We start from the raw sequence: 15,860 nt of genomic DNA, 5'->3' as shown, positions 1-15,860 counted from the left end.
AACCAGAGAGATATCGATTAACTACAGCGCTTAGGTAACTGTTGGCCTACGCCAGACTATCCCTATCGCTTGCTCAACCCTCGATGGCCCGTTGGGCAAATGCGACCGCTGCTACAAACTAGCTTAGTGTTATGGAAATAACTAGCCATCTCAGTATAATCACGGCCTTTTATCGGGGTGCTTGCTGGTTGGGTAGTGGGAAGGGGTGACCCAACTCAACCCAGTGCGCAGAGCTTCGCTTGCTGTCTCAGGAGACTCACCCAGTCTAGGGTAGGGTGCGAGAAAGCACGGACAGCATTGACACAGTTCATAAAAGCTGAATACCTCTGTGAAGCTGGCTTTGACTTCACCACAATCTCAGGACGCAGAAACCTGAGGCGGTAGCGGCTCGGGCTGCTGTTCCCTCCATCCTTTAGAATTGCAGCAGTCTGATCTGATGCTTTGGCGGCTCTGTACGGACTCTCACCGAGTACAGACTACCACCAGGGCGCTTGAAAACTGCCGTTACCTATCGCCCATGACCTCTCCTCCTCGCGATGTTCAGCTTTTTGCTATGGCCGCAGGCACCACGGTGCTGCGCTGCCGCAGTTGGAACCGCCTTCGGTTTGAGATTGAGTACGGGTTAGAGCGCGGCACTACGGCAAACAGCTATCTAATTCAGGCCGATCGCACCGCTCTCATCGATCCCCCTGGTGAATCATTCAGCGACATATTTCTGGCTGCTCTAGAGGGCCATATCGACCTCGCTCAGCTGAATTACATCGTTTTGGGACACATTAACCCCAACCGAGCTGAGACTTTAAAGATTCTGCTGAAGCGGTTGCCCGATGTCACTGTGGTGTGCTCAAACCCTGCCGCTCTGGCCCTCAAAGACCTGCTGCCTGAAGCCTCGCCTCACCTCCGAGTGATTCGCAGCGGCGACGATCGCCTCGATTTGGGCCAGGGCCATCACCTTCAGTTTGAGCTGATTCCTACTCCGCGCTATCCCGGTGGGCTGGCTACCTTTGACCCTTACTCTCAGGTGCTATATTCCGACAAGTTCTTTGGGGCTCACCGCTGCGACGATGCGGTCTTTGACCTCAGCTGGCAAGACCTGCTCGAAGACCGACGCTACTACTTCGATTGTCTGTTTGCTGCCAGTGCTCGCCAGGTGTTGGCTGCTCTAGGTCGTGTGACAACCCTGCCCTTTCAAATCTTGGCCCCTGGCCACGGGCCGGTGGTGCGCTACAGCCCTCGAGAACTAGTGCAGAGCTACCGCGACTGGGGACAAGCCCAAACTAGCCAAGACCTCTCGGTAGCGCTGATCTATGCTTCGGCCTATGGCAATACGGCCACCATTGCCCAGGCGCTAGCCCGAGGCATCACCAAGGCTGGGGTGTCGGTGGAGTCGATCAACGCTGAGCAGGCCAGCCCTGACGAAATCAAATCGGCCGTCGAAGGCTCGGCTGGGTTTTTAATGGGCTCGCCTACCCTGGGTGGCCATACCCCTACCCCTATGCAGACGGCCCTGGGTATTGTGCTGTCGACCGCTTCTAAGACCCAACCTGCTGGAGTGTTTGGTTCCTTTGGCTGGAGCGGGGAGGCCATCGATCTGTTGGAGAGCAAGCTGAAGGACGGCGGCTATAGCCTGGCTTTTGAGCCCATCCGCGTTAAGTTTAAGCCCACCGATGTCACCCTCAAGTATTGCGAAGAGGTCGGCACCGACTTTGCTCAGGGGCTAAAGAAAGCGACTCGGGTGAAGCAGCCCCGCACCCCGGCCTCATCGGTGGAGCAGGCCGTGGGCCGGATTGTAGGGTCGCTGTGCATCGTGACGGCCCGCCACAGGGAGGTGTCGAGCGCTATGCTGGCCTCCTGGGTGTCCCAAGCTTCCTTTGCGCCGCCGGGGTTCACAGTGGCGGTGGCCAAAGATCGGGCGATCGAGTCGCTGCTGTACCCCGGCTATGGGTTTGTGCTGAATATTTTGGCGGAGGGGCGGCATCTAGGGCCAATGAAGCATTTTCTCAAACCCTTTGCCCCTGGCGAAGACCGCTTCGCCGAAATTGAGACTGAGGTAGCCGAGAATGGCGCGCCGATTTTAGCAGAGGCGATCGCCTACCTAGAGTGCACCGTCGAGCAGCGCATGGAGTGCGGTGATCACTGGCTGGTATATGCCACGGTGCAGGCGGGCCGGCTGTTAGATGGCAATGGTAAAACCGCCATTCACCACCGCAAGACCGGCACCCACTATTAAGCTGCGTGAACGACTGGCCCCGAAGTGGTTACGCCATAACCGAATATGCTACCAGTAGGGATACTGCCCAAGGGGCTGAGCGGCTTAACTGGAGCCTGTTTCAGCTCGCCATGAAACCTAGATCGTAGGTTCAGCGGGCGGGGCAATATTGGGTCAGGGTGCCGGGGTTTGGGTTCAGTGGGCCTAGACAACCGGGGCGGTTGGGCATTCTATAGCCAACACCGCCGACCGTGACGAGGTTAACCGCTCATACAGTAAACCGCTTTAAAATCCCAAGGTTTATGCCCGTTGTTTCTCACTGCTCCGATCGCGACCAGACGTTGCAGTCGGCCTACCGGTTTTTAGATCGTCGGCTGGGTCAGGCGCGGCAGAGTCATCAGCCCCAGCTGGTGAGCCTCAGTTTTGATATTCTCCCGGTTGACCCACTGGTGGTGCTAGCCCGGCTGGCCCCGAGTGGCGATCGCCACCTGTATCTGGAAACCCCTGCAGCCCAGCGATCGGTGGTGGGATTTGGGGCCGCGCTGGTTTATGAAACTGCCGGAGCGCGCCGGTTTGCTCAAGCCCGCCGATTTATTGAGCAGTGGCGCGGCAAAACTCACCGCTACAGCGAAGCAGGGCCAGCTGCGGCCCTCAGTGGGGCCGATGGACCCCGATTTTTTTGCGCATTCACCTTTTTTGCCGACTCTCAGGATGGCGAGGCGACCTTTCCGGCGGCGACGGTGGTGCTACCCCAGTGGCAGCTGGTGCGCCAGGGGGATCAGGGCGTACTGACGCTGAATCACCTGGTGACGGCGACCTCCGACGTGGACACTATCATTGACGACCTGGCTAACCAGCTGCGAGCAGTAGAGCGCCTGGGCACAGCTCCCTGGCGCGATCCGCTGCATCCGGCTCGGCTGCCGGTACAGCCTATGCCCGAGGCTGGCCAGCAGTTCAGGACGGCCGTAGACCGCGCCCTGAGCTATATGACCCGGCATCCGGTGCAGAAAATTGTGCTGGCCCACGCCCTAGACTGGGTCAGCACCGAGCCAATACAGCCTCTAGCGGCCTTGGGGCGTCTGCGGCAGCGCTACCCAGACTGCCACGTGTTTTCGGTGGGCCAAGGCAACGGCAAAACCTTTATGGGGGCCAGTCCCGAACGGCTGCTCAGCCTCACCCAGGGCCAACTGATCACCGATGCCTTGGCCGGGTCGGCCCCGCGCGGGGCTGCGCCCTTTCAGGATGACTATCTCGCTCAGGGGCTATTGCACAATCCTAAAGAACGGGGCGAGCACCGGCTGGTGGTGGAGTTTTTGGCCCGCCAGCTTCGGGGGGTTGGGCTATGGCCCCAGTACCAGCCTCGGCCTAAGGTACGGCGGCTGTCCAACATTCAGCATTTGCACACGCCAATGCGGGCTCGTGTGCCTCGCCATATTCACCCGCTGCACATTGTCGAAGCTCTGCACCCAACCCCTGCTGTGGCCGGGGTGCCGACCCGCGAAGCCTGCGACCAAATTCTGCGCTTTGAAGATTTTGATCGGGGGCTCTACGCGGCGCCCCTGGGGTGGGTGGGTGTGAATGGTGACAGCGAGTTTATTGTGGGCATTCGCTCGGCTCTGGTGGGGGATACCTGGGTGCGGCTGTACGCCGGGGCTGGTATTGTGGCAGGGTCTAACCCCGATCGCGAGTGGGCAGAAATTAAGCTCAAGCTGCGCGCCCTGGGCGAGTCGCTGGTGTAGGCCCCTGCTGTTGATTCATGACCTTTGATTTTCGCAATACTAACGCCCTCTGGGCCTCGGTGCTGGTGGCCACACTGGCTCGGCTGGGGCTCAAAACTGCGGTGATTTCGCCCGGCTCACGCTCAACGCCGCTGACGATCGCCCTGGTCAGCCATCCTGAGATCGAGGCGGTGCCGGTGCTCGATGAGCGATCGGCGGCATTTTTTGCCCTGGGCCTGGCTCGGCGAACCGGGCAGCCAGTGGCTTTGGCCTGCACCTCCGGCACCGCCGGGGCCAACTACTACCCCGCCGTCATTGAGGCGCGCGAAAGCCGCATCCCATTGCTGGTGCTGACGGCCGATCGCCCCCCCGAGCTGCGCGACTGTGCCTCGGGCCAAACCATCGATCAGCAAAGGCTGTTTGGCACGTTCCCGAATTGGTATGCAGAGTTGGCGGTGCCCGTGGCCGAGGCGGGCATGCTGCGCTATCTGCGACAGATTTTAGGGCAGGCCTGGGGGCGATCGCTCTATCCGGTAGCGGGGCCAGTGCACCTCAACTGTCCCTTCCGTGACCCCTTAGCCCCCATCGCCGATGGCTCGGTAACACACTTAAAAGACGAGATCAGCGACGACTTTCTAGCGGCGGTTGGAGTGCCAATGCCTGAGGAATTCTCGACGTCAAGGATAGATTTGCCCTGGCTGGAGACTTGGCGGAAATGCGATCGCGGCTTAATTATTGCTGGACCGGCCCAGCCCGTTGACCCGCTGGGCTATTGCAAGGCCGTTGCTGCCCTAGCTCACTACCTGGGCTGGCCAGTGCTGGCCGAGGGGCTATCGCCGCTGCGCAATGCTGCTGCGCTGAATACTTCTCTGGTCACCACCTACGACATGGCATTGAGACAGTCTCCCTGGGCGAAAGATCTGGTGCCTGAGCAGGTGATTCAGCTTGGCCCGCTGCCCACCAGTAAACGGTTGCGCCAGTGGCTACAGGATTCCCAGCCCCGCCGCTGGGTGGTTGACCCTGGAAACACCAACCTCGACCCCCTCCATGGCCCGGTGACGCCTTTGTCCCTCAGCGTTACTGCCCTGGCCCAGGTCTTGCCCCCAGTCTTAGAAGTGCGTTTGCCTGGTCGCTACCACGACCAATGGCTGGTTCTAGAGGTGGGATTGCGCCAACAGCTCGATCGCGCCTTGGCCGAGCTGGATCAACCCTTTGAAGGCAAAGTACCCTGGCTGCTGGCTCGCTGTTTGCCGAAAGGGACTGCGGTAGTGATCGCTAACAGTATGCCAATCCGCGATGTGGAATGGTTTTGGCCACCGGGCGATCGCGCCTTGCGTCCCTACTGCAACCGGGGGGCTAACGGTATCGACGGCACGCTCTCGACGGCCCTAGGAATCGCCCATGGCGGCCCCCCTGCGGTGCTACTTACGGGCGATCTGGCGCTGCTGCATGACACCAATGGCTGGCTCAGCGTGCCGCGCCTGCGGGGCCATCTCACTGTGGTAGTCGTGAATAACCAGGGGGGCGGCATCTTTGATCAACTACCCGTCGCCACCCTGCCCGCCCCTGGCGATCGCTGGTTCGAAGACTTCTTTACCACCCCTCAAACCGTTGATTTCAATCGTCTCTGCGCCGCCTACGGGGTGAACTACGAGCGGGTTGAAACCTGGAGCCAGCTAACGGCCAGCGTCAGCTGGCTACCCACCACCGGAGTGAGGTTGCTGGAGGTACAGTGCGATCGCACCCAGTCTCACTCCCTCCGCCAGCAGCTCCTCACTCCTCCAGAAAATCTATCGAACCTTTTGAACCAAAACCTCTAGACTACAAAGTCCAAACTCAGCAGTGGACAACTCCCAACTCCTCATTTGGCCATACTCCCCTTCGCCTGGGGAAGCCAAAACGTAAACTCACTGCCTTGGCCCAAGGTGCTTTTAACCTCAATTTTGCCCCCTTGTACCTCGACCAAGCGGCGGCAGATGGTTAGGCCTAGACCCGTGCCTCCAGAATTGCGGTTGCGGGAGCGATCGGCCCGCCAAAATCGCTCAAACACGTAGGGTAGGTCTGCCTCAGCAATCCCAATGCCTGTGTCAGTCACGCTGACGTAGACTCGGCCGCTCCGGGCCCAGGCATTGACTGTAACTGCACCCTTCTCGGTGTAGCGCAGAGCATTGCCCAGCAAATTGATCACGATTTGCTCAATGCGGCTGGGGTCGGCGTGCACCAGGGGCAAGTCGGGCGGACACTGCAATGTAATCGCGACGCGATCGGTGCTGACAAACTGGTCAGCGAAAGGTCGCACCAGCGCGGTCAGTAGTGGGCACAGCGCCACTACCTGGGCCTGAATGGGTAGATAGCCGGCCTCTAGCTTAGAGAGCTCTTGCAGGTCATTAACCAGGCGCTGGAGACGCGTTGTTTCCCCCGCCAACCGCTGATAAAGTTCGGGCTCTGGAGCAACGGTGCCATCGGCTAACCCCTCCAGATAGCCGTGGATGATTGTCAGCGGGGTGCGCAGCTCATGGGTGAGATCGCCAATCAGCTCGCGGCGGTGCTCTTCAACGCCCTCTAGGTCTGCCGCCATGCGGTTAAAACTGCTGGCCAACCGCTGAATTTCCAAAATTTCCGAGGGCGGCACACGGGCGTTCAATCGGCCAGCGGCAAACGATCGCGTCACCTCCGTCATCTGATCGAGCGGGCGAATAATGCGTCGCGATACCAAATAGCTCAGCCCCCCGGCGGTGCCGCCGCCCACTAAAATAGCCCACAGCATGCCCCGGCTCCAGGCCGCCTCAAACCCCTTGACTAGCTGGGTACGGCGCTGCACGCTCAGCACCCCATTCTCGTAGCGCTCCAGAGAGATCACAAAGAGACGAGGCGTGTAAAGCCTGCCAAAGATGGCCAAGGCCAAAATGCCAATTCCCATCACCGCCAGGTGAGAGATGAAGAGACGACTACGCAGGCTGATTTTGGCCATAGTTACAGGACAACCTTGAAGTTTGGCCCAGAGAGAAAATTCAGAACCCTAGGCTAGACCAAATTAGGTCGGAGTGTTTTGCAAGTCGGGCTGTTCTTCGGGCAGAATAGCGCCTTCCACTGGGCACACCTGGAGGCAAATACCGCAGTCAATGCAGGTGGAAAAGTCAATCCAGTACCAGTCAGTGCCCTTAGTATTTTTGCCGGGCCCCTCGCTGATGCAGGCTACCGGGCAGGCGTCAACGCAGTCGGCGACGCCCTCACAAACGTTAGTCACAATGGTATGGGCCATAATCTCTCCTCACGGGCACAAAATAACAGCAGGGACTTGAAAATTCCCCTCGCAAACCGATTGGCTACCCTAACCCCGTGACTCTTTTCCAGTAAGGAATTGAGCCAGGGCAGAGGCCATCCTCCACGCTAGTTCAGCGCTTCGATATCTGGCAACCCATCAGGGCCGATCCAGGCGATGCGGCTAATGCGGCGCTGCCGGGCTAGGTCGCGGGTGGTGGCGGGCGACTCGCCGTCGGCCAGGTGAACCTCAGCCCTCACCAGGCTGGCTGAGGCCCGCAGAGTTTGAGCGTAGGTAAAGGCTGCTGCCGCCGCCTGGGGCGCAGTAGGTACCACCAACCAATCGCTAGGGGGCGTCTCCTGGGGCAGATAGCCCATGGGCAACAGCGTCTGGTGCAGGGCCTCAATATTTAGCACAAAGCCAATGCCTGGAAATCCCTGGCCCTGCCCCTGAAAGACGCCCAGTAGGTGGTCATAGCGGCCCCCCTGCCCGAGCACTTGGCAGCCCTGCTCAGGGCCAGTAACTACCTCAAATACTAGCCCGGTGTAGTAGTCAAAAGGCTGAATCAGGCTGAGATCGAGCGTCAGGGCGGGGCGTTGGCTCCCTTGGGTCAGCCGCTGACTATCGCCTCCCGTGTTGATGACGTCTCGCACTAGGGCAACCAGCGATTTTAGACGCTCCACCGCTGTCTGGGCCTCAGGCTCTAGGGCAAGCTGCCCCAAAGCCTGGAGCACGTCTTCAGGATGACCACGTAGGTCGAGTAGATGCAGGGCATGGTGATGCAGCTCTGGGGATAGGCCCATGCCATCAAGGGCTACCCGATCGAGGGTAGCAAGGGCCTGGCGCACCGCCTGACGCTGGTCAGGAGCAAAGGGAGTGAGCAACGCCTGGGTGAGCTGGGCGTCGCCCAAGATCAAGCACCAGGAGCCGAGGGAGAGGTTGTGCAGACAGTCCACTAGCAGCAGCACGATCTCGGCATCGGCCACTGTTGCCCCGGCCCCTAGCAGCTCAACCCCGGCCTGGTAAAACTCCTGCTGGCCCCCGTGACTACCCTGGGTGGCCTGGCGAAACACGTTGGCGTTGTAGTAAAGCCGCTGGGGATAGGTGACTCGGGCCAGACGGGTAACAGCGGTGCGGGCGATCGAGGCGGTCAGCTCAGGCCGCAACCCCAAACGCTTACCCGCGACGGGCTGAAGCTCTATCACCGCTTCCTGATCGATGGCCCCCCCCGCCATCAGGGTATCCATCTGTTCCATCGTGGAAGTGATGATGCGATGATACCCCCAGCGCTGGAATACCTGTTCTAGGCGATTCTCAATCCAGTATTTTTGAGCAACGTCGAGGGGCAGTAAGTCGCGCGCGCCGGCAGGGGGTTGGTAGGTCATCACTTTTTCTTGCCTCCAAACAGGCCAAAGAAACCGCCGCTCTGATTGGCAGATTTGGGGTTAGAGGCTTTGGCATTACTCCCCTTTGATTTGGCAGTCTGGGCCGACCCAGTAGTAGACCCGCCACTAGTTTTATCTACCCGAGCCTGAACGGATTGCGCCCTTTCGTCATTGGGGTCGATCTCGAGGGCGCGTTTAGCGTGAATGCGGGCCATGGTGCTCTGACCGGCTTTGAGATAAATCACCGATAGGTAACTATGGCACTGAACATTGTTGGGATAGGCTTTGACGGCCTCCCGCAGCTCTAAAATGGCTCGGCTATAGTCGCGGTTTTGATCGTACTCTTGGGCTCGGTTAACGTAGCTCTCTAGAATAGCCGCCTGGTTTTGTCTAGGCGTTGGCACTGTCGGCGTGGGGGCGGTAGGGGCAGCATTGGGGCGCGATTTAGCGGCGCTAGCCGGGGCGCCAACCGACGGGCCATCGTTAGCACTGCTGCGGTACAGATAAACTAAGTTGAGCTCACTCAGTTCGCCGATGACCTCAGTCACATTCTCCAGGTTGTCAAATTGGTTTTCGGCTAAGCTGCTGACGGCTTTGCGGTAGGCCGCGTCGGCATGGGGAGCTTTGAGCAGGGTCTGAGCTTCTGTAGAGCTAACTGTGGGTGCTGTGCCGACTTGGCGCAGGGACTGCCCTTTGAGCTTGAGCATGATGCCATGCTCAGTGCTTGATTTTTCTTGAGTCAGGGCCTCGTAGGCGGGGTTGACCAGCTTAGAGAGAACGTCGCTGGCCCGTTGGGCATCAATAGTGGTGGACCCAGACAAACTGTCGGGATGCAGCATGCGAGCGATCGCCAGGTAGCGCTTGCGCACGGCCTTGGCATCGGCCGTTACTGGCACTCCCAGCACAGCGTGATGATCATCAAAGTCAAGTTGAAACAGCCCTTGATCTGGTTTCATGGTCACTTACCCGAGGGACGACTCAGGGAGCAATAAGACACAAATTAGATTCTCTTCACTCTACCCAGTCAACCTCAGTTTAACCATCCCCTGGTTTTTTTAGCGGTTTGAGGCTAACTAGAACCGAAGATCGAGTTGCGAACTGGCTAGATGAGGGAGGGGAGCACTAGCGGCTGAACTTTCCCAAGGGTCTGGCTCATGGCCCCATGAATCTGGCCGTTGGTGGCCAACAGCCGCCCCGACATCACATCCAGGGGTGAGCCATCGTAGGCGGTCACCTGGCCCCCGGCTTCTTGCACGATCGCAATTCCAGCGGCAATATCCCAAGGCGACAGCCCTCGTTCCCAATAGCCATCCAGGCGGCCACAGGCGACATAGGCGAGGTCAATGGCGGCGGACCCCCCGCGGCGCACCCCCTGGGTGAGGTCGGTGAGGTGGCAGAATTCGGCGTAGTTGTTGTCGGGAGTTTCGCGGCGATCGTAGGCAAATCCGGTTACTAGCAGGCTCTGGGCCAGCTGATTCGTGGTCGAGACTCGGATCGGACTGCGGTTGAGGGTGGCCCCTAAACCCTTGGCGGCACGAAATAGATCGTGGTGGATCGGGTCGTAGATCACCCCGAGCACCGGCTCTCCCTCGGCTAGCAGCCCAATGGACACCGCACAGAACGGGTACTGGTGGGTGTAATTGGTGGTGCCGTCGAGGGGGTCTATTGCCCATAGAAGGCCGGTCCCTCGGTCTCTAATTACCCCGGACTCTTCAGCTAAAATGCCGTGATCAGCGGGGAGGTGTCGCTCAAGTACGGCCATAACGGCCGCCTCTGCGCCGCGATCGGCTTCGGTGACCAAATCGCCAGACCGACCTTTTTCATCAATGGTGGTGAGGTTGCCCCAGTGGTGTTGGAGCACCGCTCCGGCGGCTAGGGCGGCCTCGGTGGCGCTGTCTAACCAGCGCTGTAAATCGGATTCGGCAGGAAGAGGCATGGAATTAGCGTTGGGGTTAATCGTTGAAACGGCTCAAGGTAATGGGGACGAGGCTGATTAGTCTTCGTCTAGGGGTAGCCTCCGGCGTACTTTGCCTTTGCCAAAGTAGCGGCCAAACTGAAGCTCATAAACCTCGTCTTCATCCTGGGTTTCGGCTTGAATGTTGCTTCGAGGGTAGCTGACACACAGCAACGCGTAGCCCCGAGCGCGCAGATCGGGGGAGAGCCCCATGGCCTCGGGTTGCTCGACTTCGCCCTCTAGCAGGCGTACCGCGCAGGTGGTGCAGGCACCATTGCGGCAGGCAAAGGGCAGCTCTACCCCCTGGCTCTCGGCGGCTTGAAGAATATAACGGTCTTCGGGCACTTCTACGGTGTATATGCGCCCGGTTTGGCGGTGGTGGACAGTAACGGTGTGTGTGCGGGCCATGGGGTAGGTCGGTGTTGGCGGAGTAACGGTGGGGAGAAAATAAATTGAGAAATCGGGGTCGAGGGGGCGATCGCAGGCCAGTGCCCCAATCGTCAATCACCCCTGTTATGCTCTCACGAAACAATTCCGCTGGGGCAGACGAGCCTAATTCTGCGATAGAAACTAGCTTGACCTCTGTTCTCTGGCTCCATAGTTTGCTACGATAGCCTCTCAGCGGTGATGAACCGCCCCCTGGAGAGATGGCCGAGCGGTTGAAGGCGCAGCACTGGAAATGCTGTTTAGGGGTGACCTTAACGAGGGTTCGAATCCCTCTCTCTCCGTTTTAATCTGGCTCAGTGCTAATTCCCTGGCAATTTCAGGATTTAGCTAGTGCTTTGCTCAGCTGTTTGAGCTGTAGCAAAAGAACAAAAAAAACGAAAAAATGACCGATAGGCTTAAAGCCTGAGGCTCTGGGCTGTTCTGACCCAGACTTTACCAGCCATAGGCTAGGCATTAAACCTAACGTGGTTCTCTTCGTTGAAGGGGCAGATTTGATCCTCTCAATCTGCCAACCCGCAAGCAAGTATTTCCGCCGCTGAATTCTGCCTCGCCTGAATGGGAGGTGAGCTATGGCCACTGCCCTGTGTTGGGAGGGATAGCACTGCGTCGTTTGGCTTGGCGTCGCTGGCTGGCGAGGCGCTCTAGGCTGAGGGAGATCACGCCCAGAGTGACTAAAATCACCCCCATCCACTGAATAAATAGCAGGGCTGACTTTTCGCCGGGGGTAATCAAGTAGGCCAAAATAGCGGTCACTACCGGCCCGCTAGCCGCCACAATTGAGGCCTGGGATGCCCCAAGTAGCTTGACACCGTAGTTGTTAAAAAGATAGCCCAGCAGCGTTAGCAGCCCTAGCAGCCCGGCTCCGAGATAGAGGCCGAGAGGACGAGTGGGTTCACCAGGGTCGAGGCCAAAGAAAGACCCCACAATCAAAATCAAACTGGTGAGAATAAAGATAGTCGAAAACTGAAGCAGGCTGACCGAGACCGGGTGCAGCCGCTTAAAGCACAGCTGCATGGCCACCAAAAATAGCGAAAAGGCAACGCTAGCCAGCAGAGCAGCCCCTACCCCCCACAGCGATACGCCATTGCCGCTGAGGTCGGTGTAGATTCGGGGCAGGGCAGTGAATACGATTCCCATGGTGATAGCAAACATCACCACCAGGCGCAGGGGGGTAGGGCGATCGCCAAACAAAAACCAGGCCAGCGGTACCGTGATGAGCGGATACATAAACAGCAGCGTCACCGCTACGCCGGGGCCGACGTCGGCGATCGCTTTATAGATCAGCACCTGCGACAAAAATAAGAAGAAGCCACTGGCGATCACTTGTACCAGAGGACGCCTTTGATCGCGGTGGAAGATCTGGCGCAAATCGTTGCCAACGTTGGGATAGAGACGGGGGGCGACTAGCGCCAGCAGCGGTACGACGACCACCATGCGCAACCACAGCAGCAGCAGCGAGTTAGGAATCGTTAAGGACAAGACCTCCGCCACCGGAATGCGCCCTAGCAGCTGTCCACCGTAGCCGATCACACCCACGATGACGTTATGCATCGACAGGGCCAACGTCGAGAGCACCACCATCAGCAGCCCTAGCTGGAGATCGGTGGGGGAGGAGCGGCGACTGGTCTCCGGGAGCGCAGTTGCTGCGGGGTTGGGCTGCGATCGCTGCCGAGACGCTGGTGGGTGCTGGGCGATGGCTTGCGGTAGTGGGGCGTGGCCAGGAGCCATAGATTCTGACCCTGGATAACCTGAGTTCAACTGAGGCCCTCGGTAGGGGCTAGGAGGTAATGCAGGTTCTGCCAGGGTTCCGGGCTTAGCGGGCAGGGTGCTGTGGCCGTTCCAGTTGGAAGCTGCTGCCCCTGGGGGTTGTACCATTTGGCTTTGCAGCTGTTGGCTGAGCCGGGCGACTAGGGCTTCTAAGATGGCCTCTCCCTGCTGCTCAACACTCTGCATGCGGTTGAGTTGTTGAGAGATGTTGCTCTGATAGCTAGTCAGATCGTGTTCTAGTGAGGCCAGGGTGCTTTGAAGCGTCGCGTCGAGGGCGGCTAGGCGCTGGCTGGTGTTAGCCAAAGGCGGAATCACGGCCTCGTAGGGAGCAGCCTGAAGGGCATTGGGGTGGACGTTGGTCAGGGCGGTTTCGAGCCGTCCTTGCAGGTGGGTGGCCAGGGCGATCGCCAGGCGCTTAGCCCAGGCCTGCTGCTGGGCAATTTGCTGCTGGCTCAGCCCTTCGGCGTAGGTGGTTTGCAGCTGCTGGTGCTGGGCCTGAAGGGTTTCAAAATCTCCCTCTAAAGCCTCAATATCGGCCATCAGCCGCTGCCTTTTGGCTTGCAGATGGGCGATGTCCTCGGATAGATAGCCTGAGACCTGGTGACGCAGGGTCTCAAGGTCGTGGCCCAAAACCCGCAAAATAGCCTCAGCCGACTGAGGTTCAGGCTGGGCAGTGGCGAAATCGGGTAGATGGTCAGAGGGCCCCATGGGTATGTCTCTCAGGGTGCGGTCATCAACTGCGCTCGGCGGGCAAATCTAAAGGCCTCCCCGGCGCGAATGCTAGTATTGTGCTCAAAAAATCCAAAAAGATCTCTAGTAACGTCAGATTTAGAATGGCCCGGCCTCGCCCAACGCTGCAATCCCTCGGTGATTTTTTGACGGCCAGGCTATCCAAACGTATTGCCTATTGGGTGTTTGTCAGCATTGTCGTGATTGAGGGCGTGATTTTAGTGCCCTCAGTGATGCGGCGGGAGCGGGAGCTGCTGAACTACATGCGTTCCCTATCTACCGCCCAGGCCCTCGGGCGGCTAGATGAAGCTACCCTGGCTACTCTCAATGACGACAAGCTAATCGACTACCTACAAGCCATTCAAACCAACCAGGTGATTCTCGGCGGGGCGATCTACGACCTCGATGGTACTCAGGTGGGCGGTTTTGGTGAGATGCCCCAGCTTACCCTAGCCGAGGGCGAACAGGGTAGACTGTCTGATCGTTACTTTCGCCACCAGCAGCGCTACGATGCCCCTTGGGATATGCCGCCCCTGCGCGATCGCTACATACTGATTGTGCGCCACGATGCCCGCTGGGTGCAGCGAGAATTTTTTGCGTTTATTGGTCGCATCATCGGACTGGTGGTAATTATCTCAGTCTTTGTGACCGGGGCCACCTTAATCGTGCTGCGCCGACTGGTGATTAAACCGATCATGCTGCTGCGTCAGGATCTAATGACCGCAGGCCAGGCCATCGGTGACGACAGCGATACCCAAACCCTGGCTTTTGAATCGTGGCCTTATGCCCGCGCCGACGAATTGGGAGACGTGATTGCCACCTTTAGGCAAATGTTTGAGCAGATTACCGCTGCCGTAGCCACCCGCAAGCAGAGTGAAATGCGGTTTCGTACCCTAGTTGAGCAGGCGGCGGACGCGTTTTTTGTAATCGATGCGGTGGGGCAAATTATTGATATCAACCAAAACGCCTGCGACAGTTTGGGCTACAGTCGCGATCAGCTGCTCCAGCTATCGGTGACCGATATTCAAACCACCTATAACCAAGCCGACTTTGAGGCTTTCTGGCAGCAGCTGAGGCCGGGGGTGCCCCAAACCCTGGAAGGCTGGCACCAGCGCCAAGACGGCAGCGGCTTTCCGGTGGAAGTGCGGCTGGGGCTGCTGGTTCTGGCTGACGAACGCTATGGGCTGGCCCTGGCCCGAGACATCAGCGATCGCAGAGCTTCCGAGGCGGCCCAGGCCCGCCTGGCTGAAATTGGCGAGCTGGCCACCATGATTGTCCATGAGGTGCGCAACCCCCTCAACACGGTGCTGCTAGGGTTAAATTCCTTTCGCTCTCTAGAGCTGCCCGAGCGCTTCCAAACCCGTCTCGACCTAGCCCTAGAAGAGTCGGAGCGGCTACAAAAGCTGCTTAACGGCATTTTGATGTATTCTCGAGAGCCTACCCTAAGGGTAGAACCCTTGGAAATCAATGGTCTGATCGAGCACCTAGCCACCGTCATCGAGCATGAGCTGGGCAATAGGCAGCCGTTGCTACGAGTGACTACTTTGCCTTATCCCGTGGTTGTTAGCGGCGATCGCGACCAGCTTAAGCAGGTTTTTATCAATCTCATCTCTAATGCCCAAGAGGCCGACCCCACCGGCGTTGTCACCTGGGTGGTGCAGCCTCCGATCGCAGGCCAGGTCACCGTTAGCATTCACAACGGCGGCGCATCGATCGCGCCAGAACTGTTGCCTAAGCTAACCCAGCCCTTTTTCACCACCAAGGCCTCAGGCAATGGCTTAGGCTTGGCAATTACCAAGCGCATTATAGACGCCCATCAGGGGCAGCTAACCATCCATTCCGCCGCCGCTGGCACTGAGGTGATGGTTACCCTGCCCCAGGTTGGCACAGGCTCAGCAACTTAACGAATCGCGATCGCGTTAATGACTTGGCTAAACCCCCTAAAATGCGTCTAGATCCAAAGCTTTAGAGCCGCCTTCTTCAATCAGCACCAAAATCTTGCCCAGCTGTGACCAGATCAGCAGCCCACAGAGCAGGGTCATAGGCACCCCCATGGCGTAGGCGGCTTTAGCCGAAAAGCCAAACAGCTGAATGCCTGAAGCCAAAAATACGCAAACTCCAGCACAGATGCCAAAAAAGGGAATTTGCAGCTGAGGGCCACGCATTGTGGCCAAAATGCGCGTAGAGCGTTTGCTATTCCATTCGTTAACCGACTGCTGCAGGGCGGTGCTAAAGGCAAAGCCCGAAGTTACAGCGGCCAGAAAACCAGCAAAAAACAAAATGTAGGGCGGTTGTGGGTACACGGGTTTAGAAAAACGAAACAATAGTTCACTTTCCCAGATTATAGGGGAGAGCCGGCCCTACCCCTCACCGTACCCGTCCGCCCAGA

General features: G+C 58.5%; 12 protein-coding genes and 1 tRNA gene. 5 read left to right on the top strand and 8 right to left on the bottom strand.

The window, feature by feature from the left end; translation table 11 throughout:
* Nucleotides 1–517 precede the first annotated feature (517 nt).
* The 3 genes from H6F57_RS19345 (at nt 518) to menD (ending at nt 5,747) form a co-directional block, all read left to right on the top strand.
* A complete protein-coding gene (locus H6F57_RS19345; RefSeq protein WP_190626668.1) occupies nt 518–2,230 on the top strand; it encodes a diflavin flavoprotein in 1,713 nt (570 codons plus the stop codon).
* Between the two features lie 281 nt (nt 2,231–2,511).
* Nucleotides 2,512–3,948 (top strand): isochorismate synthase, encoded by a 1,437-nt coding sequence (locus H6F57_RS19340; protein ID WP_190626666.1) that lies wholly within the window; start codon nt 2,512–2,514, stop codon nt 3,946–3,948.
* A gap of 17 nt (nt 3,949–3,965) precedes the next feature.
* The gene (menD, locus tag H6F57_RS19335; protein ID WP_190626664.1) at nt 3,966–5,747 is read left to right on the top strand and encodes a 2-succinyl-5-enolpyruvyl-6-hydroxy-3-cyclohexene-1-carboxylic-acid synthase; all 1,782 of its coding nucleotides are present in this window, start codon (nt 3,966–3,968) and stop codon (nt 5,745–5,747) included.
* 41 nt (nt 5,748–5,788) lie between these two features.
* Here the strand turns inward: menD and H6F57_RS19330 are convergent, their stop codons facing one another.
* From H6F57_RS19330 to H6F57_RS19305, 6 genes are all read right to left on the bottom strand, one after another.
* Nucleotides 5,789–6,898, bottom strand: coding sequence for a HAMP domain-containing sensor histidine kinase (locus H6F57_RS19330; RefSeq protein ID WP_190626662.1), 1,110 nt, complete (start codon nt 6,896–6,898; stop codon nt 5,789–5,791).
* A 63-nt stretch (nt 6,899–6,961) separates the two neighbouring features.
* The gene (locus H6F57_RS19325) at nt 6,962–7,189 is read right to left on the bottom strand and encodes a ferredoxin family protein (RefSeq protein WP_190626660.1); all 228 of its coding nucleotides are present in this window, start codon (nt 7,187–7,189) and stop codon (nt 6,962–6,964) included.
* A 128-nt stretch (nt 7,190–7,317) separates the two neighbouring features.
* Nucleotides 7,318–8,574 (bottom strand): ATP phosphoribosyltransferase regulatory subunit, encoded by a 1,257-nt coding sequence (locus H6F57_RS19320; protein ID WP_190626659.1) that lies wholly within the window; start codon nt 8,572–8,574, stop codon nt 7,318–7,320.
* Nucleotides 8,574–9,530, bottom strand: coding sequence for a tetratricopeptide repeat protein (locus H6F57_RS19315; protein WP_190626657.1), 957 nt, complete (start codon nt 9,528–9,530; stop codon nt 8,574–8,576). The genes H6F57_RS19320 and H6F57_RS19315 overlap by 1 nt, the downstream gene beginning before the upstream one ends.
* A gap of 146 nt (nt 9,531–9,676) precedes the next feature.
* Entirely contained in the window at nt 9,677–10,510 is an 834-nt protein-coding gene (locus H6F57_RS19310) for an inositol monophosphatase family protein (protein ID WP_190626655.1), read from the bottom strand.
* Nucleotides 10,511–10,567: 57 nt separating this feature from the next.
* Complete coding sequence (locus H6F57_RS19305) at nt 10,568–10,936, bottom strand: 2Fe-2S iron-sulfur cluster-binding protein (RefSeq protein ID WP_190626875.1); 369 nt, start codon at nt 10,934–10,936, stop codon at nt 10,568–10,570.
* 233 nt (nt 10,937–11,169) lie between these two features.
* Between H6F57_RS19305 and H6F57_RS19300 the strand changes: the two genes are divergently transcribed.
* A tRNA-Ser gene (locus tag H6F57_RS19300) sits at nt 11,170–11,256 on the top strand.
* Between the two features lie 286 nt (nt 11,257–11,542).
* On the opposite strand, the gene H6F57_RS19295 is transcribed toward H6F57_RS19300, so the two are convergent.
* Nucleotides 11,543–13,450 (bottom strand): DMT family transporter, encoded by a 1,908-nt coding sequence (locus H6F57_RS19295; protein ID WP_199289681.1) that lies wholly within the window; start codon nt 13,448–13,450, stop codon nt 11,543–11,545.
* A 125-nt stretch (nt 13,451–13,575) separates the two neighbouring features.
* On the opposite strand from H6F57_RS19295, the gene H6F57_RS19290 reads away from it, so the two are divergent.
* On the top strand, nt 13,576–15,375 hold the full coding sequence (locus H6F57_RS19290) for an ATP-binding protein (RefSeq protein WP_190626653.1): 1,800 nt from the start codon (nt 13,576–13,578) through the stop codon (nt 15,373–15,375).
* A gap of 36 nt (nt 15,376–15,411) precedes the next feature.
* Here H6F57_RS19290 and H6F57_RS19285 read toward each other — a convergent pair whose 3' ends face one another.
* Nucleotides 15,412–15,774: a hypothetical protein gene (locus tag H6F57_RS19285; protein WP_190626651.1), complete on the bottom strand. Its 363-nt coding sequence runs from the start codon at nt 15,772–15,774 to the stop codon at nt 15,412–15,414.
* Nucleotides 15,775–15,860 lie beyond the last annotated feature (86 nt).

The sequence above is a fragment of the Leptolyngbya sp. FACHB-60 genome (assembly GCF_014695775.1).
Classification (GTDB): Bacteria; Cyanobacteriota; Cyanobacteriia; order Phormidesmidales; family Phormidesmidaceae; genus Nodosilinea.
This window is presented reverse-complemented; position numbering and strand designations above follow the sequence as displayed.